General features: G+C 62.2%; 24 protein-coding genes and 2 pseudogenes. 17 read left to right on the top strand and 9 right to left on the bottom strand.

Annotation, left to right across the window (positions count from 1 at the left end; genetic code table 11):
• The first annotated feature begins 119 nt into the window (after window positions 1–119).
• Complete coding sequence (locus AC4IHP_RS27135) at window positions 120–1,100, top strand: diaminopimelate epimerase (RefSeq protein ID WP_490833211.1); 981 nt, start codon at window positions 120–122, stop codon at window positions 1,098–1,100.
• A 205-nt stretch (window positions 1,101–1,305) separates the two neighbouring features.
• Here AC4IHP_RS27135 and codA read toward each other — a convergent pair whose 3' ends face one another.
• The 4 genes from codA to AC4IHP_RS27155 all read right to left on the bottom strand — a co-directional run bounded on the left by codA (window position 1,306) and on the right by AC4IHP_RS27155 (window position 5,653).
• Window positions 1,306–2,541, bottom strand: a complete 1,236-nt coding sequence (gene codA / locus AC4IHP_RS27140) for a cytosine deaminase (protein ID WP_460120284.1) — start codon at window positions 2,539–2,541, stop codon at window positions 1,306–1,308.
• Window positions 2,542–2,555: 14 nt separating this feature from the next.
• Window positions 2,556–3,827, bottom strand: coding sequence for a cytosine permease (gene codB / locus AC4IHP_RS27145; protein WP_490833212.1), 1,272 nt, complete (start codon window positions 3,825–3,827; stop codon window positions 2,556–2,558).
• A 304-nt stretch (window positions 3,828–4,131) separates the two neighbouring features.
• Window positions 4,132–4,488, bottom strand: coding sequence for a 6-carboxytetrahydropterin synthase QueD (gene queD, locus AC4IHP_RS27150; RefSeq protein WP_007915588.1), 357 nt, complete (start codon window positions 4,486–4,488; stop codon window positions 4,132–4,134).
• An 85-nt stretch (window positions 4,489–4,573) separates the two neighbouring features.
• Window positions 4,574–5,653 (bottom strand): patatin-like phospholipase family protein, encoded by a 1,080-nt coding sequence (locus AC4IHP_RS27155; RefSeq protein WP_490833213.1) that lies wholly within the window; start codon window positions 5,651–5,653, stop codon window positions 4,574–4,576.
• 291 nt (window positions 5,654–5,944) lie between these two features.
• Here AC4IHP_RS27155 and AC4IHP_RS27160 point away from each other — a divergent pair, with 291 nt between their 5' ends.
• Genes AC4IHP_RS27160 through AC4IHP_RS27175 form a run of 4 tightly spaced genes read left to right on the top strand, consistent with a single transcriptional unit; the run spans window position 5,945 to window position 8,546 of the window.
• Entirely contained in the window at window positions 5,945–6,253 is a 309-nt protein-coding gene (locus tag AC4IHP_RS27160; protein WP_460120278.1) for a PepSY domain-containing protein, read from the top strand.
• Entirely contained in the window at window positions 6,253–6,564 is a 312-nt protein-coding gene (locus AC4IHP_RS27165) for a PepSY domain-containing protein (RefSeq protein WP_016775413.1), read from the top strand. The genes AC4IHP_RS27160 and AC4IHP_RS27165 overlap by 1 nt, the downstream gene beginning before the upstream one ends.
• A gap of 3 nt (window positions 6,565–6,567) precedes the next feature.
• Entirely contained in the window at window positions 6,568–7,236 is a 669-nt protein-coding gene (locus AC4IHP_RS27170) for a response regulator transcription factor (protein ID WP_016775412.1), read from the top strand.
• Window positions 7,233–8,546, top strand: a complete 1,314-nt coding sequence (locus tag AC4IHP_RS27175) for a sensor histidine kinase (protein WP_490833214.1) — start codon at window positions 7,233–7,235, stop codon at window positions 8,544–8,546. Before AC4IHP_RS27170 ends, AC4IHP_RS27175 begins: the two co-directional genes overlap by 4 nt.
• Before the next feature lie 127 nt (window positions 8,547–8,673).
• On the opposite strand, the gene AC4IHP_RS27180 is transcribed toward AC4IHP_RS27175, so the two are convergent.
• Window positions 8,674–9,429, bottom strand: coding sequence for a methyl-accepting chemotaxis protein (locus AC4IHP_RS27180; RefSeq protein ID WP_371699990.1), 756 nt, complete (start codon window positions 9,427–9,429; stop codon window positions 8,674–8,676).
• A gap of 102 nt (window positions 9,430–9,531) precedes the next feature.
• Window positions 9,532–10,830: pseudogene (locus tag AC4IHP_RS27185) on the bottom strand (methyl-accepting chemotaxis protein); the annotation flags it as partial.
• 260 nt (window positions 10,831–11,090) lie between these two features.
• Between AC4IHP_RS27185 and AC4IHP_RS27190 the strand changes: the two are divergent.
• The 3 genes and pseudogenes from AC4IHP_RS27190 (at window position 11,091) to AC4IHP_RS27200 (ending at window position 14,289) form a co-directional block, all read left to right on the top strand.
• Complete coding sequence (locus AC4IHP_RS27190) at window positions 11,091–12,407, top strand: Na+/H+ antiporter family protein (protein ID WP_324175683.1); 1,317 nt, start codon at window positions 11,091–11,093, stop codon at window positions 12,405–12,407.
• Window positions 12,408–12,606: 199 nt separating this feature from the next.
• Window positions 12,607–13,431: pseudogene (locus AC4IHP_RS27195) on the top strand (cache domain-containing protein); the annotation flags it as partial.
• 102 nt (window positions 13,432–13,533) lie between these two features.
• Entirely contained in the window at window positions 13,534–14,289 is a 756-nt protein-coding gene (locus AC4IHP_RS27200) for a methyl-accepting chemotaxis protein (RefSeq protein ID WP_370593524.1), read from the top strand.
• A 134-nt stretch (window positions 14,290–14,423) separates the two neighbouring features.
• Here AC4IHP_RS27200 and AC4IHP_RS27205 read toward each other — a convergent pair whose 3' ends face one another.
• Window positions 14,424–15,359: a LysR family transcriptional regulator gene (locus tag AC4IHP_RS27205; RefSeq protein WP_490833215.1), complete on the bottom strand. Its 936-nt coding sequence runs from the start codon at window positions 15,357–15,359 to the stop codon at window positions 14,424–14,426.
• Between the two features lie 113 nt (window positions 15,360–15,472).
• Between AC4IHP_RS27205 and AC4IHP_RS27210 the strand changes: the two genes are divergently transcribed.
• From AC4IHP_RS27210 to AC4IHP_RS27220, 3 genes are all read left to right on the top strand, one after another.
• A complete protein-coding gene (locus AC4IHP_RS27210; protein WP_460120271.1) occupies window positions 15,473–15,958 on the top strand; it encodes a DMT family transporter in 486 nt (161 codons plus the stop codon).
• Between the two features lie 3 nt (window positions 15,959–15,961).
• Complete coding sequence (locus AC4IHP_RS27215) at window positions 15,962–16,414, top strand: DMT family transporter (RefSeq protein ID WP_490833216.1); 453 nt, start codon at window positions 15,962–15,964, stop codon at window positions 16,412–16,414.
• A 261-nt stretch (window positions 16,415–16,675) separates the two neighbouring features.
• Window positions 16,676–16,843 (top strand): metallothionein, encoded by a 168-nt coding sequence (locus AC4IHP_RS27220; protein WP_016775405.1) that lies wholly within the window; start codon window positions 16,676–16,678, stop codon window positions 16,841–16,843.
• Window positions 16,844–16,865: 22 nt separating this feature from the next.
• Here AC4IHP_RS27220 and AC4IHP_RS27225 read toward each other — a convergent pair whose 3' ends face one another.
• Window positions 16,866–17,138 (bottom strand): hypothetical protein, encoded by a 273-nt coding sequence (locus AC4IHP_RS27225; RefSeq protein ID WP_490833217.1) that lies wholly within the window; start codon window positions 17,136–17,138, stop codon window positions 16,866–16,868.
• A 48-nt stretch (window positions 17,139–17,186) separates the two neighbouring features.
• The gene (locus tag AC4IHP_RS27230; RefSeq protein ID WP_016775403.1) at window positions 17,187–17,414 is read right to left on the bottom strand and encodes a DUF6555 family protein; all 228 of its coding nucleotides are present in this window, start codon (window positions 17,412–17,414) and stop codon (window positions 17,187–17,189) included.
• Between the two features lie 146 nt (window positions 17,415–17,560).
• Between AC4IHP_RS27230 and AC4IHP_RS27235 the strand changes: the two genes are divergently transcribed.
• The 6 genes from AC4IHP_RS27235 to AC4IHP_RS27260 form a co-directional block, all read left to right on the top strand.
• Window positions 17,561–18,328: an AraC family transcriptional regulator gene (locus AC4IHP_RS27235; protein WP_490833218.1), complete on the top strand. Its 768-nt coding sequence runs from the start codon at window positions 17,561–17,563 to the stop codon at window positions 18,326–18,328.
• 210 nt (window positions 18,329–18,538) lie between these two features.
• Window positions 18,539–18,712 carry a DUF1427 family protein gene (locus AC4IHP_RS27240; protein ID WP_073471384.1) on the top strand — a complete coding sequence of 58 codons (174 nt, stop codon included), beginning with the start codon at window positions 18,539–18,541 and terminating at the stop codon, window positions 18,710–18,712.
• Between the two features lie 31 nt (window positions 18,713–18,743).
• Window positions 18,744–19,700, top strand: coding sequence for a quinone oxidoreductase family protein (locus AC4IHP_RS27245; protein WP_490833219.1), 957 nt, complete (start codon window positions 18,744–18,746; stop codon window positions 19,698–19,700).
• Between the two features lie 269 nt (window positions 19,701–19,969).
• Entirely contained in the window at window positions 19,970–21,973 is a 2,004-nt protein-coding gene (tssI, locus tag AC4IHP_RS27250) for a type VI secretion system tip protein TssI/VgrG (protein ID WP_490833220.1), read from the top strand.
• On the top strand, window positions 21,970–22,836 hold the full coding sequence (locus AC4IHP_RS27255; RefSeq protein WP_490833221.1) for a DUF4123 domain-containing protein: 867 nt from the start codon (window positions 21,970–21,972) through the stop codon (window positions 22,834–22,836). Before tssI ends, AC4IHP_RS27255 begins: the two co-directional genes overlap by 4 nt.
• Window positions 22,833–23,173: toxin VasX (locus AC4IHP_RS27260; protein ID WP_490833222.1), on the top strand; the 341-nt coding region annotated here is incomplete at its 3' end. The genes AC4IHP_RS27255 and AC4IHP_RS27260, both read left to right, overlap by 4 nt.

Below are 23,173 nucleotides of genomic sequence, written 5' to 3' on the forward strand. Positions count from 1 at the left end.
CGGTATGTCAGGCCAGGAATTTTTGACTGGCACACCGCCTTCGCGAGCAAGCCCGCTCCCACAGGGTGTGTATTAATCATTAGAGTGGCGTTCATCCAGACGCAGGGAAAGGGCAGGCAATGACAAGGTTCTACGACGCACGCGGCAATATCTACGCTGTGGTCTCACCCGAAACCTTGCGCGAGGCTGGAATCGCTTTGCCAGCGAGGGCCGCAGACTGCGCCGCATCCAGGCAGCAATGGAGCGAGGCCGCCATCGCTTTGTGCTGTCACTGGCCCGAAGGCCAACGCCCGGCCAACAGCAAACCCCACCGCAGCGATGGCCTGCTGATCGGCCCGTTCCAGGCATCGGCGCCGTTCGATGTGCTGATCGTCAACACCGACGGCAGCCTCGCCGAACGCAGCGGCAACGGCTTGACGATTTTTTCCCAGGCATTGATCGAGCAAGGCTTGATGGCGGCGCAGGGTGCGGTGCTGCGTGTTCATCATGACAAGGGCGAGGCGCTGGAAACCTCGGTGACACCGGCGGAAATCGAAGGCGTGCGCGGTTTCTGGCTCGACCTCGGCCAGCCCGGATTCGGCCCTGAGGCGGTGGGCGCTCAAGCGGTTGAAAGCATTCAGTTCAATAATCGCGACGTCAGCCATGTCCAGGCTCTGGCACAACTCGATCCCGCTTGGACCCACAGCCAATTCGTCCGCATCGGCAATCCTCACTGCGTGACGCTGCTCAGCGATCCGGCCATGTTGCCGAGTAACGGGCAGATGCGTGAATCGCCCTTGAACCAACGGCTTACAGCCATTGCCTATGCCATGCCCACCGGTGCCGGAAATCCCTGCCCGGCGGGCGTCAATCTGCAATGGGCCGCGCTGGCGTCGCCGCAGAAAATCCTCGCCCGGGTATTCGAGCGTGGCGAGGGACCAACCGCGTCATCCGGCACCAGCGCCAGCGCGGTCGCTTGTGCTGCGTGGCGGGTGGGTTGGGTCGAGGCGGGAGAAGTGCGGGTGGTCATGCCCGGTGGCACCGCACCGGTTTTGCTTGAGGTTTCGGAAGGGGAGTTGCTGCGGGTGAAGTTGTTCGGCACGGCGCGGTTGATGGATTGAGTCAGCCGACGCCATCGCTGGCAAGCCAGGCTCCCACAGGTTTTGCGCGGAACACATTCCTTGCCACCAACTGGATCTATTGTGGGAGCGAGCCTGCTCGCGAAGAGGTCGGCACATCCGACATCGAGGCGCTTGGCATGGCGCTTTAGCGAGCAGGCTCGCTCCCACAGGTTTTGCTTTCGGCCTATGAGGTTCAGCGCAATTCTCAGCTGAACTCCACCACCGGCATCTGCCGTTTCATCAACACTTTGCCGTCACGAATCGAATACAGCGGCAGGCCCTGGCTGCGGATCACTTCGTAATCGCTGTCCGCCGAAAGAATCAGCAGGTTCGCCGGGCGGCCCTGTTCCAGTCCGTAACGCTCGCCCAGGTGCATGGCCTTGGCGCTGTTGTCGGTGACCAGGTCCAGCGCACTTTGCAGGTTGCGATAACCGAGCATGTGGCAGATGTGCAGACCCGCTTCGAGCACGCGCAGGATGTTGCCATTGCCCAGCGGATACCACGGATCGACGATCGAGTCCTGACCGAAACACACGTTCATGCCAGCTTCGAGCAGTTCATTGACGCGGGTCACGCCCCGGCGTTTCGGGAAGTTGTCGAAGCGCCCTTGCAGGTGAATGCTCTCGGTCGGGCAGGAGACGAAACTGATTCCGGAATGGCCGAGCAGGCGGAACAGTTTGGCGCAGTAGGCGTTGTCGTAAGAACCCATCGCTGTGGTGTGGCTGGCCGTGACGCGGGCGCCCATGTCGCGGCTGCGCGCTTCTTCGGCGAGTACTTCAAGGAAGCGTGAGTGCGGGTCATCGGTCTCGTCGCAATGTACGTCGACCAGGCAACCGGTGCGCTCGGCCAGGTCCATCAGGAACTTCACTGAGCTGACGCCCTGATCACGGGTGTACTCGAAATGCGGAATGCCGCCGACGACGTCGGCGCCCATGCGGATCGCTTCTTCCATCAACTCGCGCCCGTTGCGGAACGACTCGATGCCTTCCTGGGGGAACGCGACGATCTGCAGGTCGATCAGGTGACGGCTTTCCTCACGCACTTCGAGCATGGCCTTGAGCGCGGTGAGTTGCGGGTCGGTGACGTCGACGTGGGTGCGCACGTGCTGAATGCCGTGGGCGGCCAGGGCCTGAATGGTCTTCTTGGCGCGGGTCTTGGTGTCTTCTTCGGTGATGGTGACCTTGCGCTCGCCCCAGCATTCGATGCCCTCGAACAGCGTGCCGCTCATGTTCCAGCGCGGCTCACCGGCAGTGAGGGTGGCGTCGAGGTGGATGTGCGGCTCGACGAAGGGCGGCACCACCAGATTGCCGCCGGCATCGAGGTCCTCCGCGCCGAGGGTCGGCGCTTCGGTCTGGCGGGCGATGCTGTGAATCAGGCCATCTTCAAGGTGCAATTCGTGCAGGCCTTCCTGGTTGCGCAGGCGGGCGTTGATGATGTGCATCAGGCGAATCCTTTTTATAGGTCTTGTAGTGGTGCGCTGACGCGACGGGCGCCGAGCATACCGGTGACGATGACATACGTTAGCGCGGCAGCGGCAATGCCTACCAGCGGCGCGACCCAGGGCGAGCTGAACGCAGCGACGGTACCCACCCCGTAGGCCCCGAGGCCCGGCCAGTTGAACGCTGGCAACCGTGCGTCGGCCAGACGCGGATAGTGCCCGCGCCAGCGGTAGAAAAAGTCAGCCATGATCACCCCGCCAATCGGCGGAATCACCGTGCCGAGCAGGATGAGATATGGCACCAGCATGTCGTACATGCCCAGCAGGGCGAGCAGGGTGCCGATCACCGCGCCACCGAGGGTCACGGCTCTGCGCCGACCGGTGCGCAGCAGGTTGCAGCCGGCGACGGCGAAGTTGTAGATGGTGTTGTCCTGAGTGCTCCAGATGTTCAGCAACAGCATGGCCATCGCGGCCATGGCGAAGCCCTGCAACAGCAGCACTTCAACCACATCCGGTTGTTGATAGACGATTACGCCGTACGCGCCGATCAGTACCATCAGGCCGTTGCCGATGAAAAAACCGATCAGGCTGGCCAGCACCGCGACTTTTGCCGAGCGCGAAAATCGCGTCCAGTTGGTGGCTTGCGTTGCGCCGCTGACGAAGGTGCCGAACACCAGGGTGATCGCTGTCGACCAGTCCAGCGAACCGCTCGGCACCACGCTGAGCAAGCCTTCGAAGCCGCCGACTTTCACGGTCGCCACCCACATCGACAGCATCAGCAGCAACATCATGGCCGGCACCGCGATGTACGAGAGAATTTCCAGTCCGCGATAGCCAATGTATGCGGTGGCGCAAAAGCCCAGACCGAACAGCACCATCAGGACCAGCACGGTGCTTTCATCGAGATTGAAATACTTGCCGATCACCACCGCCGCCGTCGCCGTGCCCCAGGCATACCAGCCGATCTGGGTGAAACCGAGGATCAGGTCGCTGAGCTTGCTGCCGACTTCGCCAAAACAGAAACGGCCCATCAGCACCGAATTGAGGCCGCTCTTGAAGGCGATGTAACCCAGGCCCGCAGCGTATAGACCCAGCAGCAGGTTGCCGACGATGATCACCGCCATCATCTCGGCAAAACCGAACGCGACCCCGAGCTTGCCGCCGGCAAACATCGTCGCGGTGAAAAACGTGAAGCCGAGTAACACCATCGCCGTCGAGGCCAGGCCTTTGCGCGCGTGCATCGGCACTTCACTGAGCGGGTAATCGTTGCCGGAGGCGTTCTGCGTCATGGGGCAGTCCTTGCTGGAAGGGGGAAGACGCAGAAGGGTTGCAGCGGTCGTGCCAAGCGGCGCAAGTGACCGAATGTGTAGACGCGACTGTGATTTTCAGCGCGAAAGCAGTGCACTGAATGCACCAGGAGCCCGATGTGGGAGCGAGCCTGTATGTGCATGGCAGATGATTCAAACCTGGCGCCGGACTCTTGTGGGAGCGAGCCTGCTCGCGAATACGGAGTGTCAGTCACCGAATAAATTGACTGGAACGACGCTTTCGCGAGCAGGCTCGCTCCCACAGTGGCGGGGAGATGTGTGGTGCTTATTCGCCGCGATAGATGCAGCCGCTGGTGCACGTCTCATGAATGCGGATCGCGCTGAGTTCCGGCAGCAAAGGCTTCATCTCGTTCCAGATGAATTTGGCCAGCACTTCGCTGGTCGGGTTTTCCAGGCCGGGAATGTCGTTCAGGTAGTTGTGGTCGAGACGCTCATACAGCGGCTTGAAAATCGCTTTGATCTCTGAGAAATCGCGAATCCAGCCAGTGTGCGGATCGAGGTCGCCGCTCAGGTGCAGCGCGACCTTGAACGAGTGACCGTGCAGGCGTCCGCACTTGTGGCCGTCCGGGACGTGCGGCAGGCGGTGGGCGGATTCGAAAGTAAACTCTTTGAAGATTTCCACGGTATTTTCGGCTCTGTTCAGATGGCGTTCGCCGCAGCGATTCGGGCAGGCGGCGAGTTTATCAGCTTGTCTTTGGCCGTGCTGACTAAAGGGTCAGCAACCGGTCGGCGAGGCGACCGTTGGCCGTCAGTTCGAGAAATTCGTCGCCCAGTCGCCGACTCTCGTCCATCGCCGCGTGCCAGTATTTCTGCCGGCTCGGCGCATCGCCCATGAAGCGTTTGAAGTCATTACGATCGGGCAGTTTGCCGTAGGGCAGGCGGGCCAGATATTCCTTTGACGGCGCGACCAGCAGCACATCTTGCAGGCGCTGCACCGAAGCGCGGCGCCATGGCAACGTCTTGTCGAACCAGCCGGGAATCACCCGATCGGTGAAGTGCGGATAGAGCACGATGCCGTCGCCGCTGTAGGGCAGGTCGAGGTGGTAGTCGAGCAAACCGCCGTCGCGGAACGTACCCGCGCCGGCGCCGGGCAGGTCGCGCACGCCTTCCATCACCATCGGGATCGACCCGGAAGCGAGCAGGGCCTGGCGCAGGTTGCCGGTGTTGAGGGCAACGAAGCGCGAAGGGAAATCGGTCAAGGCATCAAGCGGTGGCGCCAGACGCGGATCGTGGATGATCAGCCTTTCGAAGTGCCGCGACAGCCGCGCACGGCCGCGCAGGTTGTCGGCGATCACCGAACCCAGCGCCAGACCGAGGCGCCCGCGATGGTCTTCGGCGAGGCGGCCCTGGCTCTTCACCACCATGATGTTCAAGCGGTAATCGGCGTTTTCAAGGATGCTCGCATCGCGGCCGTCGAGCAGATCATTGAGCATGCGCTGCGAGCTTTGGCTGATCTCGGCCATGGTCACGCCTTTGTTGAAATTCTGCTCGGCGTATAGCTGGCCGAGGCGGCGAATGCCCTCGGCGGCGTCTGGCAGGCAGGCGCTGGCGAAGCGCCAGGAACCCACCGAGGCGCCGATCAGCGAACGCTCGCGCGGCGCACTCGGCAGCCACTCGCCGAACAACGCCAGATCGAGCCCCTGAATCCCCAACGCCTTCGGCCCACCGGCCGCACCGGGCAGGGTGCCGACGTCCGTGGCATGCAATCCCTGCGCACGAATGCGCGCCATGGCCCGTGGGCCGGCCTTGAGGGTGAGGGCGGGAAACTTGATGTGGATGGCGGTCATACCGGTCTCGATCGTTAGCAAGCTGGCGATTATAAGCCGATGTTGCGAACCCTTGTAGGAGTGAGCCTGCCCCACAAGGGGGGGCAGACGCAAACCAGTGTGGGAGCGAGCCTGCTCGCGAAAGCGGCGGGTCAGCAACATCGTCGCAGCTGACACTGCGCCTTCGCGAGCAGGCTCGCTCCCACAGGGGACCTTGCCAGCAATGCGGCACAATGATGGCCATTCAGTTTCAGTTAAGTTGACCCCGCTAAGGTGCCCACCGTAAGCAACATATAAGAATTCGGAGACATCATGAAAACCCTGACTGCCCTGACCACTGCCTCGATCCTCGGACTTGGCGCCAACTCTGCGCTGGCGCGCGATCTCGGACCCGACGAGGCGCTTCGTTTGCGCGACGCTGGTACTATCGTCTCCTTCGAGAAGCTCAACGCCATCGCGCTGGAAAAACACCCCGGTTCGGAAATCACTGAAACCGAACTGGAGGAGGAGTACGGCAAGTTCATTTACCAGATCGAACTGCGCGACCCGAAAGGGCTGAAGTGGGATCTGGAGTTGAACGCGGTCGATGGTGAAGTGCTCAGGGATCATCAGGATACGTAATGAAGCTGAATAGTCGCGCCACCCGCCTGACGGCGCTGGCGCTGGTGTTGTTGTGCAGTACGGCCATGGCCCGCGATCTCGATCAGGACGAGGCGCTGGCCCTGCGTCGCGATGGCGTGATCCTGCCGCTGGAGCAAGTGCTGCAGCAGGCCATGGATCGCTACCCCGGCGCCAAGCTGCTGGAAGTCGAGCTGGAAGAAAAACACGACGTGTACATTTACGAAGTCGAATTGCTGACGGTCGAAGGCGTAGCGCGCGAGCTGCACCTGAAGGCCGATACCGGCGAGTTAGTCAAAGACAAGGAAGATTGATCGATGCGTTTGCTTCTGGTGGAAGACCACGTACCGCTGGCCGACGAATTGCTCGCCGGCCTGCAACGCCAAGGCTACGCGGTGGATTGGCTGGCCGATGGCCGCGATGCGGTGTATCAGGGCAGCAGCGAACCCTATGACCTGATCATCCTCGACCTCGGCCTGCCCGGCGTGCCGGGGCTGGACGTGCTGGCGCAGTGGCGCGCGGCCGGTCTGGCGATTCCGGTGCTGATCCTCACCGCGCGCGACTCCTGGGCCGAGCGCATCGAAGGGCTGAAGGCCGGCGCTGACGATTACCTGACCAAACCGTTTCATCCTGAGGAGCTGTACCTGCGCATTCAGTCACTGTTGCGCCGCTCCAAGGGCCAGGCCAACCAGCCGACCCTGCAGGCTGCCGGCCTGCATCTGGACGAAGGCCGCCAGTGCGTGGTTCGCGATGGCGCCGACATTCAACTGACCGCCGCTGAATTCCGTCTGCTGCGCTATTTCATGCTGCACCCCGAACAGATCCTCTCGAAAAGCCACCTCGCCGAACACCTCTACGACGGTGAAACCGAGCGTGACTCCAACGTCCTCGAAGTCCACGTCAATCACCTGCGGCGCAAGCTCGGCAAAAGCGTGATCGAAACCCGTCGCGGCCAGGGTTACCTGTTCGGCGGGCAAGCTTCATGAGGTCAATCCAGCGCCGTTTGAGCCTGGGTTTGATCAGTGTGATGGTGGTCGTCGGTCTGGTACTGGCGCAAACCAGCCTGTGGTTGTTCGAAGTCGGTTTGCAGCGCTACCTCGAAGCCGGCCTGCGCAACGACAGCGAAAGCCTGCTGGTGGCGCTGGTGCGCGGCCCGCAAGGTTTGCAGCTGGATGAGCGGCATCTGTCGCCGGCCTATCAGCGGCCATTTTCCGGGCACTACTTTCGCATCGACTTCTCCGACAGCCACTGGCGTTCGCGCTCGCTGTGGGATCAGGAGCTGCCGCTGCTGCCCCACCCGGGGCTGCACAGCAACCTGCAACTGGGCCCGGGTGGGCAGCGCTTGCTGATATTGCGCTCGGACTATCGGCGCCTGGGCCAGTCGATCTCGATCAGCGTCGCCCAGGATTACACGCCGGTCAGCGACAGCTTCCAGCGCATGCGCCAGATCGGCCTCGGCCTGGGGCTGGCGGCGTTGCTGTTGATTCTGTTCCTGCAACGCCTGACCGTGCGCCGCGCCTTGAAACCGCTGGAACGCGCGCGCGAGCAGATTGCCCAGTTGCAGCAGGGCCAGCGCTCGCAACTCGACGATCAGGTGCCGGTGGAGCTGGAGCCGCTGGTGGCGCAGATCAACCATTTGCTCGCCCACACCGAAGACAGCCTCAAGCGCTCGCGCAATGCCTTGGGCAACCTCGGTCACGCGCTGAAAACTCCGCTGGCGGTGCTGCTGAGTCTGGCCTCCAGCGACAGGCTCGATGCGCATCCCGAGCTGCGCAGGATTCTCCAGGAACAACTGGAGCAGGTGCAGCAGCGCCTCAATCGCGAACTCAATCGCGCGCGGTTATCGGGGGATGCGCTGCCCGGCGCGTTGTTCGATTGCGATGCCGAGTGGCCGGGGTTGCTGGCGACGCTGAACATGATTCATGGCGAGCATCTGGCGTTGAGCTACGTCGCACCGCCGGGTTTGCAACTGCCGTGGGACCGTGAGGACCTGCTCGAACTGCTCGGTAACCTGCTCGACAACGCCTGCAAATGGGCCGATGCCGAAGTGCGTTTGAGTGTGATCGAACGGTCTGACGGCTTCGCCCTGAGCGTTGAAGATGACGGCCCGGGGATTCCCGAAGCGCAGCGGGCTCAGGTGTTCAGCCGTGGCACGCGGCTCGATGAGCAGACCCACGGGCATGGGCTGGGATTGGGGATTGTGCGGGATATTGTCGATACGTGGGGTGGCTTGCTGGTGTTGGGCGAGAGCGAGTGGGGCGGGTTGAAAGTGGTGATTGAACTGCCTAAGCGCTGACCCGGCGCCTTGCGCAAATCTTGTAGGAGCTGTCGAGTGAAACGAGGCTGCGATCTTTTGATCTGGTATAGCAACATCAGAAGATCGCAGCCTCGTTTCACTCGACAGCTCCTACATGTCGTCAAAGTCAGACCCGGAACTGATCCATCAAGCGCTGCTGCTGGTTCGCCAGGCTGTTGAGCGACTGGCTGACCCGCGCCGATTCATTCGCCTGCCCGGACAGCGACTCGGTCACATCGCGAATCGTCGCCACGTTATTATTGATCTCCTCGGCCACCGCGCTTTGCTCTTCGGCGGCGCTGGCGATTTGCAGGTTCATGTCGCTGATCACCGTCACCGCATCGCCGATCTGCCGTAGCGCCGTCACCGCTTGGCCAACTTGCTCGACACTGCCCTGAGCCTGACGATGGCTGTTGCCCATCGAACCGACCACTTCCTGCGTACCGTTCTGCAATTGCTCGATGACCTGGCGGGTTTCCTCCACCGACTCCTGCGTGCGGCGCGCAAGGTTGCGCACTTCGTCGGCGACCACGGCAAAACCGCGTCCGGCCTCACCGGCGCGGGCGGCTTCAATGGCGGCGTTGAGCGCCAGGAGGTTGGTCTGCTCGGCAATGGCGCGGATGGTTTCCAGTACCGTGCCGATCTTCTCGCTGTTGGCGGCCAGGCCCTCGACCTGGACCATCGCTGCGCTCATGTCGGCGGCGAGGGTGTCGATGCTTGCGGTGGTGCGGTCGATCACCGTCAGGCCCTGACGGGTGGCGCGGTCGGCGTCCTTGGCGGCTTCGGCGGCCTGGGCGGCACTGCGTGCCACGTCCTGCGCTGTGGCGCTCATTTCGTGGGACGCGGTGGCGACCTGGTCGACCTGACGATATTGCTGCTCCATGCCGGCGCTGGTCTCGGTGGCGATGGCCGAGGACTGGTCAGCGGTGTTGCGCGCATCCTGCACCGAGCGCTTCACCTCGGCGATGATCGGTTGCAGCTTGTCGAGGAACTTGTTGAACCAACCGGCCAACTGGCCCAGTTCGTCCTGCTTGTCGTAGGCCAGACGCCGGGTCAGGTCGCCTTCGCCGCTGGCGATGTCTTCAAGCATGTGCGCCACGCCGAGAATCGGTTTGGTCACGCTGCGCGCCATCAGCCACACCAGCAGCAAACCGATCAGCGCGGCGAGCAGGCCAAGGCTCAGTTCGATCAGCGTGCCTGAGGTGTTGCTCGCATCCAATTGCTGCTTGAGCGCTTCGGCGCGGCTGACCAGGACTTTCTCCGGCACATCGAGCAACACGCCCCACGCCGGTCCGTCGGGAATCGGCTGGAACGGCGACAGCACTTTCAACTGGCCGTTGCTATGCAGGCTGCTCACGCCAGTGCTCGAGGCGAGCAGGCGCAGCAACTCGCTGCCGCTGGCCTGATCCACCGCATCCAGGCGCTGGCTGAGTTTGCCGGCATCCGGGCTGTAGCCGGCGAGCAGGCCGGCGGGGCTGACGATACTCACGGCGGTCTGACCGTCATACAGTTTGCGGCTGGCGTTCTGGCTGATCGCTTGCAGGCTGTTGAGGTTGATGTCGACCGACAGCGAAGCGATAACTTTGCCGTTGACCTGTAGTGGGAAGACGATGCTGGTCATCAGCACTTTGTGGCCGTCGATGACGTAGAAGTACGGCTCGATCACGCACGGTTTAAGCGTGGTGCGCGGGCAGGTGAACCAGGCATTGGCGGCCTGACCGCTGGGGCCGGTGCTGGTGTCGCTCATGTCGCTTTCCGGCAGCGCCATCGAGGTGACTTTGCCTGGGGTCGGCTGCGACCAGTACAGGGCAAAACGGCCCTTGTCGTTGCTGCCCAGCTCAGCCTGATCGGCGAACAGTTCGTCCTTGCCGTCCAGCGCGTTGGCTTCGAACACCAGCGACAGGCCGAGCAGATCCGGGTTGGCTTGCAGCGCGGATTTGACCTGACGAGTCATGTCCTCGCGCAGGTCGAAGGCATCGAGAAAACGCTTCTCGGCCTGCTCACGCAAAAACAGCACCTGCCGCGAGAAACCGTGGCCGTACTGATAGGCGTCCATGAACTGCTGGCGAATGCCGGCAGCCTGCACCTCGCCTTGCGATTCGATCCGCGCCTGCGCCGACTCGGTGAGCATCTCCATGCTCGAGGCCTTGACCAGCGCCGAGCTGTGTTCCATGCGATACAGCGAAAGACCGACCAACAGCGTCACGATACCGGCCAGGCAGAGGCCGGCGAGCAGGGTGATTTTCCATTGGATGGAAAGTTGTCTGAGCGACATGGAAAACATCCTTATCCGATAAATATCTGAGACTTTGCACTGTAGCGGCAGAAAAGCAGGTTTCTTGAGCTGCAAGCTGCAGCCATAGGCGCTATGGCTATCACTTTTCGCCTGTTTCTTGCCGCTTGAAGCTTGAAGCTTGCAGCTGCTTCCTTCAAAGTGCGCTCCCTTCTAATAAGACCCTCTGTACAAATCCGCCGGCCAACCCCGGGCGGACTCATCCTGTCTGGCGGTGTGTTTTCACCCGCAGTGTTTTTTGAGGTAGTGAAATGAATGCAGTCATAGCAGCCGTCGGCGTCATGCTGATCCTCAGCCTGTCGCGCGTGCATGTGGTGATCGCGCTGATCGTCGGGGCGCTGGTCGGTGGCCTGACCGGTGGTCTGGGCATCGACGCAACACTCAAGGCGTTCAACAGCGGTCTGGGCGGCGGCGCAACGGTGGCGTTGTCCTACGCCTTGCTCGGCGCTTTTGCCGTGGCGATCGCCAAGTCCGGCCTGGCCCATGCGCTGGCCGACAAGGCCCTGGCCATGGTGGATCGGCAGCATGCAACCGGCGGCGGTAACGTCAAATGGCTGCTGATCGGCCTGCTGTGGGTGGTGGCGATTGCCTCGCAGAACATCCTGCCGATCCACATCGCATTCATTCCGCTGCTGGTGCCGCCACTTCTATATGTACTGACCAAGCTGCAACTCGATCGCCGTTTGATCGCCTGCGTCATGACCTTTGGCCTGATCACCCCGTACATGTTTCTGCCGGTGGGCTTCGGCAACATCTTCCTCAATGAAATCCTGCTGGCCAACGTCGCCCGCAGCGGCGTCGACATCAGCGGCATCAATGTCACCCACGCCATGGGGATCCCGGCACTAGGCATGGTTTTCGGCCTGGCGATCGCGTTCATCAGCTATCGCAAGAAGCGCGTTTATGACTTGGCCAAAATCGAACAGGTCGAGCAGACGGCGGTGCAATACAACCCGCTGAGCCTGATGATCGCCGGTGTGGCCATCGCTTCGGCATTCGTGGTGCAGTTGCTCTTGGACTCGATGATTATCGGCGCTCTGGTCGGGTTCCTGATTTTCTCGGTGTCGGGCATCGTCAAATGGCGCGAGACCGATGACCTGTTCACCGAAGGCATGAAAATGATGGCGATGATCGGTTTCATCATGATCGCCGCCTCAGGCTTTGCCGAAGTGATGAAGGCCACCGGGCAAGTGCAGACGCTGGTCGAATCGTCGGCGGCCTGGATCAATCACAGCAAAGGCGTGGGTGCGTTGTTGATGCTGCTGGTGGGCTTGCTGGTAACCATGGGCATCGGCTCGTCGTTCTCCACCGTGCCGATTCTGGCGGCGATCTTCGTGCCGTTGTGCGTGCAACTGGGCTTCAGCCCGATCGCCATTGTCTGCATCGTTGGCACTGCCGGTGCGCTGGGCGATGCCGGTTCGCCGGCCTCGGACTCGACCCTCGGCCCGACCTCCGGCCTGAACATCGACGGCCAGCATCACCACATCTGGGACACCGTCGTACCGACCTTCCTGCACTACAACCTGCCGCTGCTGGTGTTTGGCTGGGTGGCGGCAATGGTCCTCTAAACATCCACAATTGCCCAATGTGGGAGCGAGCCTGCTCGCGAAAGCGTCGTGTCAGTCGACACACGGGTTACTGACCCAACGCTTTCGCGAGCAGGCTCGCTCCCACAGGGGGCGGCGATGTTTCAAGACTCAACTTTTGCCTCGGCGTGCCGTTAAAGCCTTTAACCACGCCAACAAAATCAAAAGAGTGAGTCCCCCGATGCGCCTGAGTCTCAAGGCTAAAGTCCTGTCCCTTGCCGTTCTGCCGGTGCTGCTCTTCGCACTGGTCATCAGCGTGACCACGCTGTTCATCCTCCAGGAACAGGCGCGCAAGGAGGTCGAACAGACCCGCGAGCGGCTGCTCAGCGACGCCAAGGCCACCCTGCAAAGTTACGTCGCCGTGGCCATGACCACGATCAAACCGCTGTATGACGCCGCCGCACCGGGCGACGATGCGGCGCGGGCGCAGGCGATCAAATTGCTCTCGGGCATCCGCTACGGCAAGGATGGCTACTTCTTCGGCTACGATTCCGAGACCGTGCGCCTGTTCAAGGCCAATGACCCCGATGGCGTGGGCAAAAGCTTCAAGGACAACCGCGATCCGAACGGCGTCTACGTCAACCTCGGCCTGGTCAAAGTGGCCAAGGACGGCACTCACTATCTGCAATACAGTTCGCCGCTGCCGGGCAACGCCAAGGTGCTGGTGCCGAAACTCGGCTACACCGAATACCTGCCGAAGTGGGACATGGCGGTCGGTACTTCGGTCAACCTCGACGGCATCGAAGCACAAGTGGCGCAGGTCGAGGCGCAAGTGCAGGAGCGCGTGCAAGGCGTGGTGCTGAGCATTGTCGGCGTTGCGGTGCTGGTGCTGTTGGTGATCGCGGCGGCGGGGATGCTGCTGGCCAACACCATTCTGCGTCCGCTGACCCTGATGAAAGCCAACCTCGACGACATCGCGGCGGGCGAGGGCGACCTGACCCGGCGCCTGAACATCACCAGTCAGGACGAACTCGGCGAACTGGCCGGCTCGTTCAATCGTTTCGTCGACAAGATCCACGGCCTGGTGCGGCAGATTACCGAGATGACCACGCAACTGACCGGTCTGGTCACCCAGGTCTCGGAACAGGCGCAGCGTTCCGATCAGGCCATGGAGCGTCAGCGCCACGAAACCGATCAGGTCGCCACGGCGATCAACGAAATGTCCGCCGCCGCCCAGGAAGTCGCCAAGAGCGCACAGAACGCCGCCGTCGCCGCTCAGCAGACCGACGAAGAAGGCCAGAGCGCCAAGCGCGTAGTGGCGGGCAGCATCAAACAGATTCATGCATTGGTCGACGATATCCGCAACAGCGGCGTGTCGCTGGACAGCTTGCAGCAGGACGTCAGTTCGATTGTCGGCGTGCTTGGCGTGATTCGTTCGATTGCCGAGCAGACCAACCTGCTGGCGCTCAACGCCGCGATCGAAGCGGCGCGCGCCGGTGAGGCCGGGCGCGGGTTTGCGGTGGTTGCGGACGAAGTACGCGCACTGGCCAGCCGCACGCAGATCAGCACCCAGGAAATCCAGGGCATGATCGACCGCTTGCAGGCCGGCACGCAGCAGGCGGTCGAAGCGATGCGCCGTTCCAGCGAGGCCGGCGACGGCACTTCGCAGCAAGCCAATCAGGCCGGAGCATCGCTTGATGCCATGGCGCAGTTGATCGCGACGATCAACTCGATGAACGCGCAGATCGCCAGCGCAGCGGAAGAGCAGACGGCGGTGGCCGAAGAGATCAACCGCAGCGTGCATCAGATTGCCGTGGCGGTGGACAGCGTCGCCGATGAAACCCAACTGGGCGCGCAAACGTCGCGCAGTCTGGCGGAGCTCGGGCAGCGGTTGGGCAAGCTGGTCGGGCAGTTCCGTATCTGACGCAATTCTGGAGCCCTGCATGAACCCTGTGGGAGCGAGCCTGCTCGCGAAAGCTGTGTATCAGACGCTGCTCTGATATCAGACGGACCGTATTCGCGAGCAGGCTCGCTCCCACAATTGGATTTGTGTGGGGCTTAAGGTCTGTCCCAATAGGGCACTTCGCCAAAGCACTCGACAAAAAAATCAATCACCGTCCTCACCTTCACCGACAGCCGTCGGCTCCCCGGCCACAGCACGGCGATCTGCTGCGGTTCCAGACTGTTCGACACCTGATATTCCCCCAGCACCGGCACCAGTGTGCCCTCGCGCACCGCTTCGCCAATAAGCCACGACGGAAACATCACCAGCCCTAAGCCTTGCTGGGCGGCCTGGGTCAGGGTGTCGGCGTGGTTGCCGGTGATCGGGCCTTTGACGGTGTACGGCGTCCAGTCCTCGCCATCACGGCGGAAAAACCAGCGCTGCTGACCGGCCGCGCCTTTGTAGGCCAGGCACTGATGCTGAGCGAGTTCGTCCGGGTGCTGCGGCGTGCCGTGGCGTTTGAGGTAGGCCGGGCTGGCCGCGACCTGAAAACGGTGCGGCGCCACAATGCGTGCCTGCATGCTTGAATCGTGCAGCGCGCCGATGCGAAACAGCAGATCGGCGCCTTCCTGTAGCGGGTCGACGTAATGGTCGGTTTGCTGGATATCCAGTTGCAGCTTCGGATACCGCGCGCAGAGCTCGCCCAGCCAAGGCGTCAGATGGCGCTGGCCGAACACCACTGGCGCGTTGATGCGCACCAGGCCGGTGGGTTCGCTTTGTTGCTCTTGCAACGCCTGTTCGGCCTCTTCCAGTTGCACCAGCAGCAGCCGCGCATGATGGCCGAGCGTGCGCCCGGCTTCGGTCGGGGTGACGGCGCGGGTGTGGCGGTAGAGCAATTGCTGGTTGAGCGCCTGCTCCATCAACTGGATCTGCCGCGAAATGGAGGAGGGCGCGACGCCTTCGCGGCGGGCGACTTCGGAAAAACTGCCGTGGTCGAGGACCGCCACAAACAGCCGTAGCGCTTTGAATCCGAGTTCGTTGAGCCCGTGCATGCTGTGTCTCGCTGTGCGTGTTGCGCAAAAGTGTTGTCCGGATGCTCCCATTTATCGCACAGCGGCGCCAGCCGATAATCCGCGCCATTGTTTATAAGCCTGGAAGATTGTGTATGCGCACGTTGGATGAAGGGGTGGTTGCGGCACCGGTGAAAAGCTCGGTGTTGCGTCTGCTGTTGCTGCCGCTGGTGATTCTCGCTGGCATGGGCTTGTCGGTGGAGGCCGGTTTGCTCGGGCCGCTGGGTGAGCAGGTCGGGCATTTGTGGGCGACGTTGAGCATTTTCGGCGTGGGCTCGGCGATTCTGTTTTTGCTCTTGCTGTTCGCCGGCCCACAGAAAGGTCCGGCGCTGACCGAGCTGCCGCGCTGGCAGTTGATCGGTGGTTTTCTCGGGCCGATCTACGTGGTGGTGTTGACGCTGGCGACGCCGCATATCGGCATTGCCATGACGATGATCGCGATTTTGTCCGGGCAGGTCGGCAAGAGTGTGCTGATTGACCATTTCGGCTGGTTCGGCGCGACGCGCAAGAAGGTCAACGGCGAGCGCTGGCTGGCGTTGGGCTTGATTGTGGTGGCTTTGGTTCTGATTGCGCGGGGGTGAGTGATGGGTCTGGTGATTTTGTTGGCGGTGGTGGTATTGGCCGGTGCGGTGTTGAGTGTGCAGGCCGCGATCAATGGGCGTTTGGGTGAGACGGTTGGCGTGCTGCGTAGCAGTCTGCAGACCTTTGCGGTGGGCGCAGTGGTGACCGGTTTGTTGATCCTGTTTTTCGAGCCGGCGCAGGCGGTGAGTCTGCTTGAGGTGCCGAAGTGGCAGTTGACCGGGGCGCTGTTCGGCGTGGTGTACATGATGGTGATGGTTGGCGCGGTGCCGGTGGTCGGGACGGCGGTGGCGACGGTGGCAGTGATTGTCGGGCAACTGGGGATGGGGATGTTGATCGATAACTTTGGCTGGTTGGGGAATCCGGCGATCGGCTTGTCTCCGAGTCGGATGTTGGCGATGGTGTGTCTGGCGGTGGCTTTGGTGTTTATGTATCGGAGTTCGCGGCAGGCGCAGTGATTTTTGAGTACATATCCGGTGCTGCGGATGTTGCCCTCCGCTCAGCCTGCCGACGGGCTCTGAGATCAAGATCAAAAGCTATTCGAGCTAACACTCATTGCTTTGTGCGGCGAACACCTGTGGGAGCGAGCCTGCTCGCGAAAGCCATCTCTGTGTCGCCCAATCTCTCAACAGTTGGCCAGCCTGCAACACCACCTTCTACACTGTCCCTTACGGCTTACACTCAAGCCTCAGACAACCACCACGCAAGGAGTCTGTCCCATGTCCGATAAAAAATGCGACTGCCCGGGCTGCAATTGCACGATCAAAGAAGGCGAACATTCCTACGCGGTACACGGTAAACACTATTGCTGCGAGGCTTGCGCTCATCACCACAAACACGGTGAAGAGTGTGCGATGAAGGGTTGCGGTTGCGCTCATCCGAAATAAGCGGGGCAAAAAAAAGTGGAGCCTAATCAGGCTCCACTTCCATTTTCAGACTGTCGTCTTCCCTTCGCTCAAAGTGCCTCACCGTGCCTTGCAGCGTTCGCCCCTCGACCTTGACCACCACGATCTTCGCCTGGTCGAGGTCTTCCGGCACCGGAGCCTGGACGCACAAGGTGAAGCGGTAAGGATCATCCGCGACCGTTTCCAGTGCGACCTGACAATCCACCGTTTTGCTGATCTGACCGAAGAAGGTGGTCAGGCCGTAATCCAGTCGGGCCGGGTGATAGGTGTCGGTCATCGTCGATTCCCCCTTTCGATTGCCAAGCCTGCGGTGAAGGCGGTGGGGTCAGTTGGTCTGGCGCCAGGTGACGTTTTCCAGGCCGAATTTTTCTGCCATCGGTTTGCTGGTCTTTTGCACTTTCTCGCGGCCGAAGCGCGGGATGCGACCTACGCCCGCGTCGCAGCTTGCCCAATGCCAGGCTTCGGCGTTGTCCATTTTGTCCGAGCGGATAATGAACGACTTGGGGGTGCCATGCAGTGTGTAGTCGATGACGTAAAGTTTTGCGTTGTTCATAAAGCCCGAATTCCTCCCTGTGGTATTAAACGGATCGCGCTGTGCCGGGAAAATTCATTCGGATTGTCCGACGGTAGCTATCGTTGGCGAGGGCGGGGCAGGCTGGTTACCATGGCGGCTTCGCCAACCCCCTGTGAACGCTCGCCATGGCCCTCGCCGCGCCCCCTGATCTGACCGACACCGATGTGCCCGTGCAACCGCTGGCGCGGACCTACCCGCGTGGCTTGTTCATCGAGCCGCACGAGCATGTCTGGGGGCAGTTGCTGTATGCGATGAGCGGGGTGATGTGGGTGGAAACCCCGCACGAAGCGCTGGTGGTACCGCCACAGCGGGCGGTGTGGTTGCCGCCGGGAGTGCCGCACGGGATCCGGGTGGTGTCGGACTTGCAGATGCGCAATATCTACCTGCGCCCGGCGCTGGCGGCGACCCTGGATGCGACGGTGCAAGTGATCGAGGTCGGCGGTTTACTGCGCGAGTTGATCGTCGGGCTGGTGGCGCAGGGCGATGCCGGCGAGGCTGAGTATTACGAGGCACTGGTCGGGCTGGCGTTGCTGGAGCTGCGCCGGGCAAGGCGTTCGCAACTGAAGATTCCGCTGCCGGACGAGTCCGACCGGCGTCTGATGAATCTGTGTCAGGCCGTGATGGCCGCGCCGTCGCTGGAAATCCCGTTCGAGCAGCATGCGGAAAACGCCGGGGCCAGCGTGCGCACCCTGGCGCGGTTGTTCAAGGACAGCCTCGGCATGGGCTTCGCCGAGTGGCGACGGCAGGTGCAGTTGGCCACAGCGGTGGCGTCCTTGATTCAGGGCGTGGCGGTGAGCGCCATTGCTCGCGATCTGGGTTATTCACCGAGCAGCTTCAGCGACATGTTTCGCCGGGAGCTTGGCGTAGCGCCTTCGCAATTCTCCGCAGCCTGAACAGATCCCTGTGGGAGCGAGCCTGCTCGCGAAAGCTTTGCACCAGGCAATGAAGTGCTGACTGGAGGACCGCATTCGCGAGCAGGCTCGCTCCCACACGGTTCTATGGCGGCTGCAGTAGGTTTGTCCGAAATTCAGAAGTCCTTGGCCGATACCGCTCCACCCGTTTCCCTAGACTCTGCCCATCACTTATCGCGGCGGAGTTCCCCCATGAACTACCTCATTTCTCTGGCCATCGGCCTGGGCGTCGGCCTGCTCTACGGCGCGCTCGATTTCCGTTCTCCCGCACCACCGGCCATCGCGCTGGTCGGTCTGCTCGGCATGTTGGCCGGTGAGCAGTTGTGGCCGCTGGGCCGGCAACTGGTCGCTGGCTGGTTGTCCTGAATTTCCCTTTTTCCTTTCGGTGGATGTGCCCATGAAAGCGTTGCAATTCGATCAGACCGGCGACCTGTCTTCCCTGCGTTTCGTCGACGTCCCGACCCCGGTGCCCGGCGCCGATGAAGTGCTGGTGCAGATCAAGGCTGCCGGGCTCAATCCCAGCGATGTGAAAAACGTCCTCGGGCGTTTTCCCTACACCACGCTGCCACGGGTTCCGGGGCGGGATTTTGCCGGCGTGGTGGTCGAGGGACCGCAAACGTTGATCGGTCAGGAAGTCTGGGGTACCGGGCGCGAGCTGGGCTTCTTCGCTGACGGCGCCCATGCGCAATTCGTCAAACTGCCGGCCAGCGGCGTGGCGCACAAACCGGCGCATCTGAGTTTCGCCCAAGCGGCCAGCCTTGGCGTGCCGTACACCACGGCTTGGGATGCACTGGAACGCAGCCTGGTCAGCGCCGATACGCGCTTGCTGGTGATCGGCGGCGGGGCGGTGGCAACCGCAGCTTTGGCCCTGGCAAAAGTGCGCGGCGCGCAATTGCTGGCGGCGGCGCGCCGGCCCGAGCAGGTCGCCGATCTGCAGAAGCAGGGCTATCAGACGATTCAATTGGATAAGCCAGAAGACCTCGATGCGCAGGTCAACGCGGTGTATCGCGGCGGCGCCGATGTGATTTTCGACACCACCGGTTTCTGGCTGCCGGCCTCGGTCGCCGCACTGGCGACCTTCGGCCGCATCGCCATCATCGCCGCGCCGGTCGACGGCCACGTGCAATTGCCGGCGCTGGCGCTGTATCGCAAGGGCGGCTCGGTGGTCGGCATCAACTCGTTGTTGTACGGCGTTGCGGCCTGCGCGGCGATGCTCGAGCAGTTCGGGCGGTTCTTCGATGAAGACCGCTTGCCGCTGCCGCAGGGCCTGGTGCAAGTGCCGCTGGCTGAAGGGCTGGCGCGCTATGCAGAGGTCAATCAGGGTGGTGGCGACAAGATCATCTTGCTGCCCTGACTCACGCAAATCCCTGTGGGAGCGAGCCTGCTCGCGATGACGGTGGATCAGTTAAACAGTCGGCGACTGACACACCGCTTTCGCGAGCAGGCTCGCTCCCACAGGGAAATACATAGGATGCGGGATCATTTCCGTAGGATCCCGGCCGTTTCTCTGTGGGCCGGGTCCTTTTCGCTCGCAGGCCGGCAAAACAGGGAAAGGTCTGACTTCACCCATTGCAGCGCACCGTTGCACAGTCCCGTCTTTCACTCAGGCACAGGGACAGGTGGATGCGCATCGCTGGCAGGCCCGTTGTTTTCACTCTCGAGATAGAAGGCGTTTCCCACGATCTTCAAGTGTTCGGCTTTCGCACCCGGGAAGTGCTCAACCAGACCTACGAACTGGATCTCGAGCTGGTCAGCGAGCGCCCCGATCTGGATCTGGAAGGCTTGCTGCATCGGCCGGCCTTTCTCTGTTTCGGTGCCGACGGTAGCGGCATGCACGGGCTGGTCTATCGGGTCGGCCAGGGTGATTGCGGTGTTCGGCTGAGCCGTTACCAGATCACCCTTGCGCCGCATCTTGCTTACCTCGCGCATCGGCGCAATCAGCGGATTTTCCAGAACCTGAGCGTGCCGCAGATCATCGCCAATGTCTTGGACGATCACGGCATGCAGGCCGATGCCTGGCATTTTCAGCTCAGCGCTGAGTACCCGGCGCGGGTGTATTGCGTGCAATACCAGGAAACCGATCTGCACTTCATCCAGCGGCTGTGCGAAGAGGAGGGCCTGCACTTTCACTTCCGCCACCGCCGTGAGGCGCACCTGTTGGTGTTCGGCGACGATCAAACGGCGTTCCTTAAACACGACGTGACGACGCGCTATGTGCAGGGCAACGGCCTGGTTGCCGATGCGCCGGTTATCGACCAGTTCACTGTGCGCCTGGAGCCACGCTCCAACCGCGTCGAGCGCCGCGACTATCACTTCGAAAAGCCTGCGGTGCAGTTGGACGCCAAGGCCAGTGCAGCGCGGGTTCCGCTGCTGGAAGATTACGAGTTTCCCGGGCAGTTCACCCATCGCGAGCGCGGCAAGCACCTCAGCCAGCGTGCGCTGGAGCGCCATGGTGCCGACTATCGTCTGGCTAACGGGCGCAGCAATCAGGCGCTGATGCGCGGCGGCAGTTTCATGACCATGGCGGATTACTCGCGCGCCGATTGCAACGATTTATGGTTGCTGACCGAGGTCGAGCACATCGGCAAGCAGCCGCAAGTGCTCGAAGAAGCGTTCACCGAGCAGGCTGACGCAGAGGGTTTCAGTCAGGGCTATCGCAACCATTTCGTCGCAACTCCGTGGGACGTGGTGTTTCGCCCGCAGCTCAAGCATGTCAAACCGCGCGTCAGCGGCAGTCAGTTGGCGGTGGTGACCGGCCCGCCCGGCGAAGAAATCTACAGCGATGCCTACGGCCGCGTGAAAGTGCAAATGCTCTGGGATCGCGACGGCCAGCGCGATGAACAGTCAAGTTGCTGGCTGCGCGTGGCCACTGCCTGGGCACATGACCGCTACGGCAGCGTGCAGATTCCTCGCGTCGGTATGGAAGTGCTGGTGGGGTTCACCGATGGCGATCCGGACAAACCGCATGTGCTCGCCTGCCTGCCCAACGCCGAAACCCCGGTGCCACTGGACCTGCCGGCGCAACAGACGCGCAGTATCTGGCGCAGCCAGAGCAGCCCCGGCGGCGGTGGTTACAACGAACTGCGCATCGAGGACCGGCAAGGCGCGGAAGAAATCTCCATCAGGGCGCAGCGCGACCTGGTCCAGCACGTGCTCAACGACTTGCGTGTGCAGATCGACAACCTGCACAGCCAAGTGATCGGCGGCGTCTCCAGCCTTGAGTTGCGTGACGAGGAACATCACCTGACCCACGGCAATCGCCTGACTGAACTCAAGCAGGACGATCATCTGTGGGTGCAGGGCGAGCAGCATGTGCGGGTCGCCAGCCAGCGCGTCAGTGCGGCGCAGCAGCTGCATTTCGGCGCGGGCGAGCAGGTGGTTTTCAACAGCGGCCTGCAGATCACTCTGGCTGCTGGTGGGCATTGGCTGACGGTCGGCGCGGCCGGCATTTTCAGCAGTGTGCCGGTGGTGCAGGGCGGGGCGCCAACGGTGTGTCTGCCAGCGGAACCCTTGCTGCCGGGCGCCGCGCCGTTGCTCAAGGCGACGTTCGATGCCGTGCAGCAACGGCATGCGCTGCTGACCACGCGGACCTCGCGTTGCCTGATCTGCGAGGCGGCCCAGGCATGAGCCTTTTGACGGATTGGCCTGAAGGTTTGCCGTGGGCTGAGCAGCAGGCGTTTGTGCTGCTCGACGGTGCGACGATCGCCGATTTACCGGCGCAACTGCGACGTCTCGACGCCGCCGCCAACGCTTTTGCGCTGTACGACCAGCCACCGTTTTCGGCCCTGCGTGACATCTCGCCGCTGCTGGTGGCGCTCGCTGACGCCGACGATCCGGTGGCGCGGTTTTATCGCCAGCATGCCCAACAGGAATGGGGCGTGCTGTTGTTCAGCGCCGCGCCGGCACATGAAATCGTCGCGCACTTGCGCCAGTTGCTGATTGTCGAGTTGCCGGTCGGCTCGCCGGTGTTGTTGCGGCTGGCGGATGCCGCCGTGGCGCAGGCGCTGTTTGCCAGTGGCGATGCGAGTCTGTTCGGGCCGCTGGGGTGTGTGGTCACGGCGGATGGCGCGCGGCAAGTCTGGCACTGTCAGCGACCTCGGCAAGGGCAGGGTGGGGCGCTGGTGGCGCCGTATCGGTTGAGTGCCGAGCAGGATGCCGCGCTGGATCGGGTGGATCGGCGGCGGGTGTTGCTACAAGTCGATGCGTATTTGCTTGAATATTTTCCCCGGTTTCATACCGGGGAAACCATCGCTGAACGTTGGATGCTTCTGGAACAAATCGAGGCAAAAGCCAGCGCGCTCGGCCTGAGCAGCCAATCGGAATGGCTTCACTTCGCCAACCTTGTCGCGTCTCTCAATGGTGCAGATCCGGATCAGCATCCGCAGATCCAGCACTTGCTCCACGAGCCCTCCCTGCAACCGATCGGTGAGCGCTTGACGCTGGCCGTTTCAATGGCCCGCCAATGGGCGTCTGAAAGAGTCCGACCATGAACCATCCCGCCGACCTTGCGGCAGCCGCCGCGTCCAAAGCCCCGATCATCGGTCCCGCCGCCTGCCCCTTGCGCAACACCCACGTGCAACTGCTGCCCCTCGCGTACGGCCTGGTGGAAAAACCCTTCGACCCCAGCACCGAAATCACGCTGCCTTACACCCTGACCACGCGCCCCATGGGCATCCGCCGCCTGCGCGACGGTTGGCTGTACATCGTCGACAGTCTCAGCGGTGAGCTCTATGAATACCGCGTGCTTGAAGGCGTCATCAGCGCATTGCTGCATCGCGGCAAAAGCGTCAGCGAGGATCAGCGCAGCGCCATCGAGGAACGTCCGGC

The sequence above is a fragment of the Pseudomonas sp. UF-293 genome (genome assembly GCF_058245595.1).

Bases quoted from the DNA above. Each gene is read 5' to 3' on its own strand.
- codB (WP_490833212.1), bottom strand. From the start codon at position 3,827: ATGACGCAGAACGCCTCCGGCAACGATTACCCGCTCAGTGAAGTGCCG.
- AC4IHP_RS27205 (WP_490833215.1), bottom strand. From the start codon at position 15,359: ATGCACGGGCTCAACGAACTCGGATTCAAAGCGCTACGGCTGTTTGTG.
- AC4IHP_RS27240 (WP_073471384.1), top strand. From the start codon at position 18,539: ATGAACTACCTCATTTCTCTGGCCATCGGCCTGGGCGTCGGCCTGCTC.
- AC4IHP_RS27200 (WP_370593524.1), top strand. From the start codon at position 13,534: ATGGAGCGTCAGCGCCACGAAACCGATCAGGTCGCCACGGCGATCAAC.
- AC4IHP_RS27245 (WP_490833219.1), top strand. From the start codon at position 18,744: ATGAAAGCGTTGCAATTCGATCAGACCGGCGACCTGTCTTCCCTGCGT.
- AC4IHP_RS27220 (WP_016775405.1), top strand. From the start codon at position 16,676: ATGTCCGATAAAAAATGCGACTGCCCGGGCTGCAATTGCACGATCAAA.
- AC4IHP_RS27180 (WP_371699990.1), bottom strand. From the start codon at position 9,429: ATGGAGCAGCAATATCGTCAGGTCGACCAGGTCGCCACCGCGTCCCAC.
- AC4IHP_RS27235 (WP_490833218.1), top strand. From the start codon at position 17,561: ATGGCCCTCGCCGCGCCCCCTGATCTGACCGACACCGATGTGCCCGTG.
- tssI (WP_490833220.1), top strand. From the start codon at position 19,970: ATGCGCATCGCTGGCAGGCCCGTTGTTTTCACTCTCGAGATAGAAGGC.
- AC4IHP_RS27170 (WP_016775412.1), top strand. From the start codon at position 6,568: ATGCGTTTGCTTCTGGTGGAAGACCACGTACCGCTGGCCGACGAATTG.
- AC4IHP_RS27165 (WP_016775413.1), top strand. From the start codon at position 6,253: ATGAAGCTGAATAGTCGCGCCACCCGCCTGACGGCGCTGGCGCTGGTG.
- AC4IHP_RS27135 (WP_490833211.1), top strand. From the start codon at position 120: ATGACAAGGTTCTACGACGCACGCGGCAATATCTACGCTGTGGTCTCA.
- AC4IHP_RS27160 (WP_460120278.1), top strand. From the start codon at position 5,945: ATGAAAACCCTGACTGCCCTGACCACTGCCTCGATCCTCGGACTTGGC.
- AC4IHP_RS27225 (WP_490833217.1), bottom strand. From the start codon at position 17,138: ATGACCGACACCTATCACCCGGCCCGACTGGATTACGGCCTGACCACC.
- AC4IHP_RS27210 (WP_460120271.1), top strand. From the start codon at position 15,473: ATGCGCACGTTGGATGAAGGGGTGGTTGCGGCACCGGTGAAAAGCTCG.
- AC4IHP_RS27215 (WP_490833216.1), top strand. From the start codon at position 15,962: ATGGGTCTGGTGATTTTGTTGGCGGTGGTGGTATTGGCCGGTGCGGTG.
- AC4IHP_RS27155 (WP_490833213.1), bottom strand. From the start codon at position 5,653: ATGACCGCCATCCACATCAAGTTTCCCGCCCTCACCCTCAAGGCCGGC.
- AC4IHP_RS27190 (WP_324175683.1), top strand. From the start codon at position 11,091: ATGAATGCAGTCATAGCAGCCGTCGGCGTCATGCTGATCCTCAGCCTG.
- AC4IHP_RS27255 (WP_490833221.1), top strand. From the start codon at position 21,970: ATGAGCCTTTTGACGGATTGGCCTGAAGGTTTGCCGTGGGCTGAGCAG.
- AC4IHP_RS27175 (WP_490833214.1), top strand. From the start codon at position 7,233: ATGAGGTCAATCCAGCGCCGTTTGAGCCTGGGTTTGATCAGTGTGATG.
- codA (WP_460120284.1), bottom strand. From the start codon at position 2,541: ATGCACATCATCAACGCCCGCCTGCGCAACCAGGAAGGCCTGCACGAA.
- AC4IHP_RS27230 (WP_016775403.1), bottom strand. From the start codon at position 17,414: ATGAACAACGCAAAACTTTACGTCATCGACTACACACTGCATGGCACC.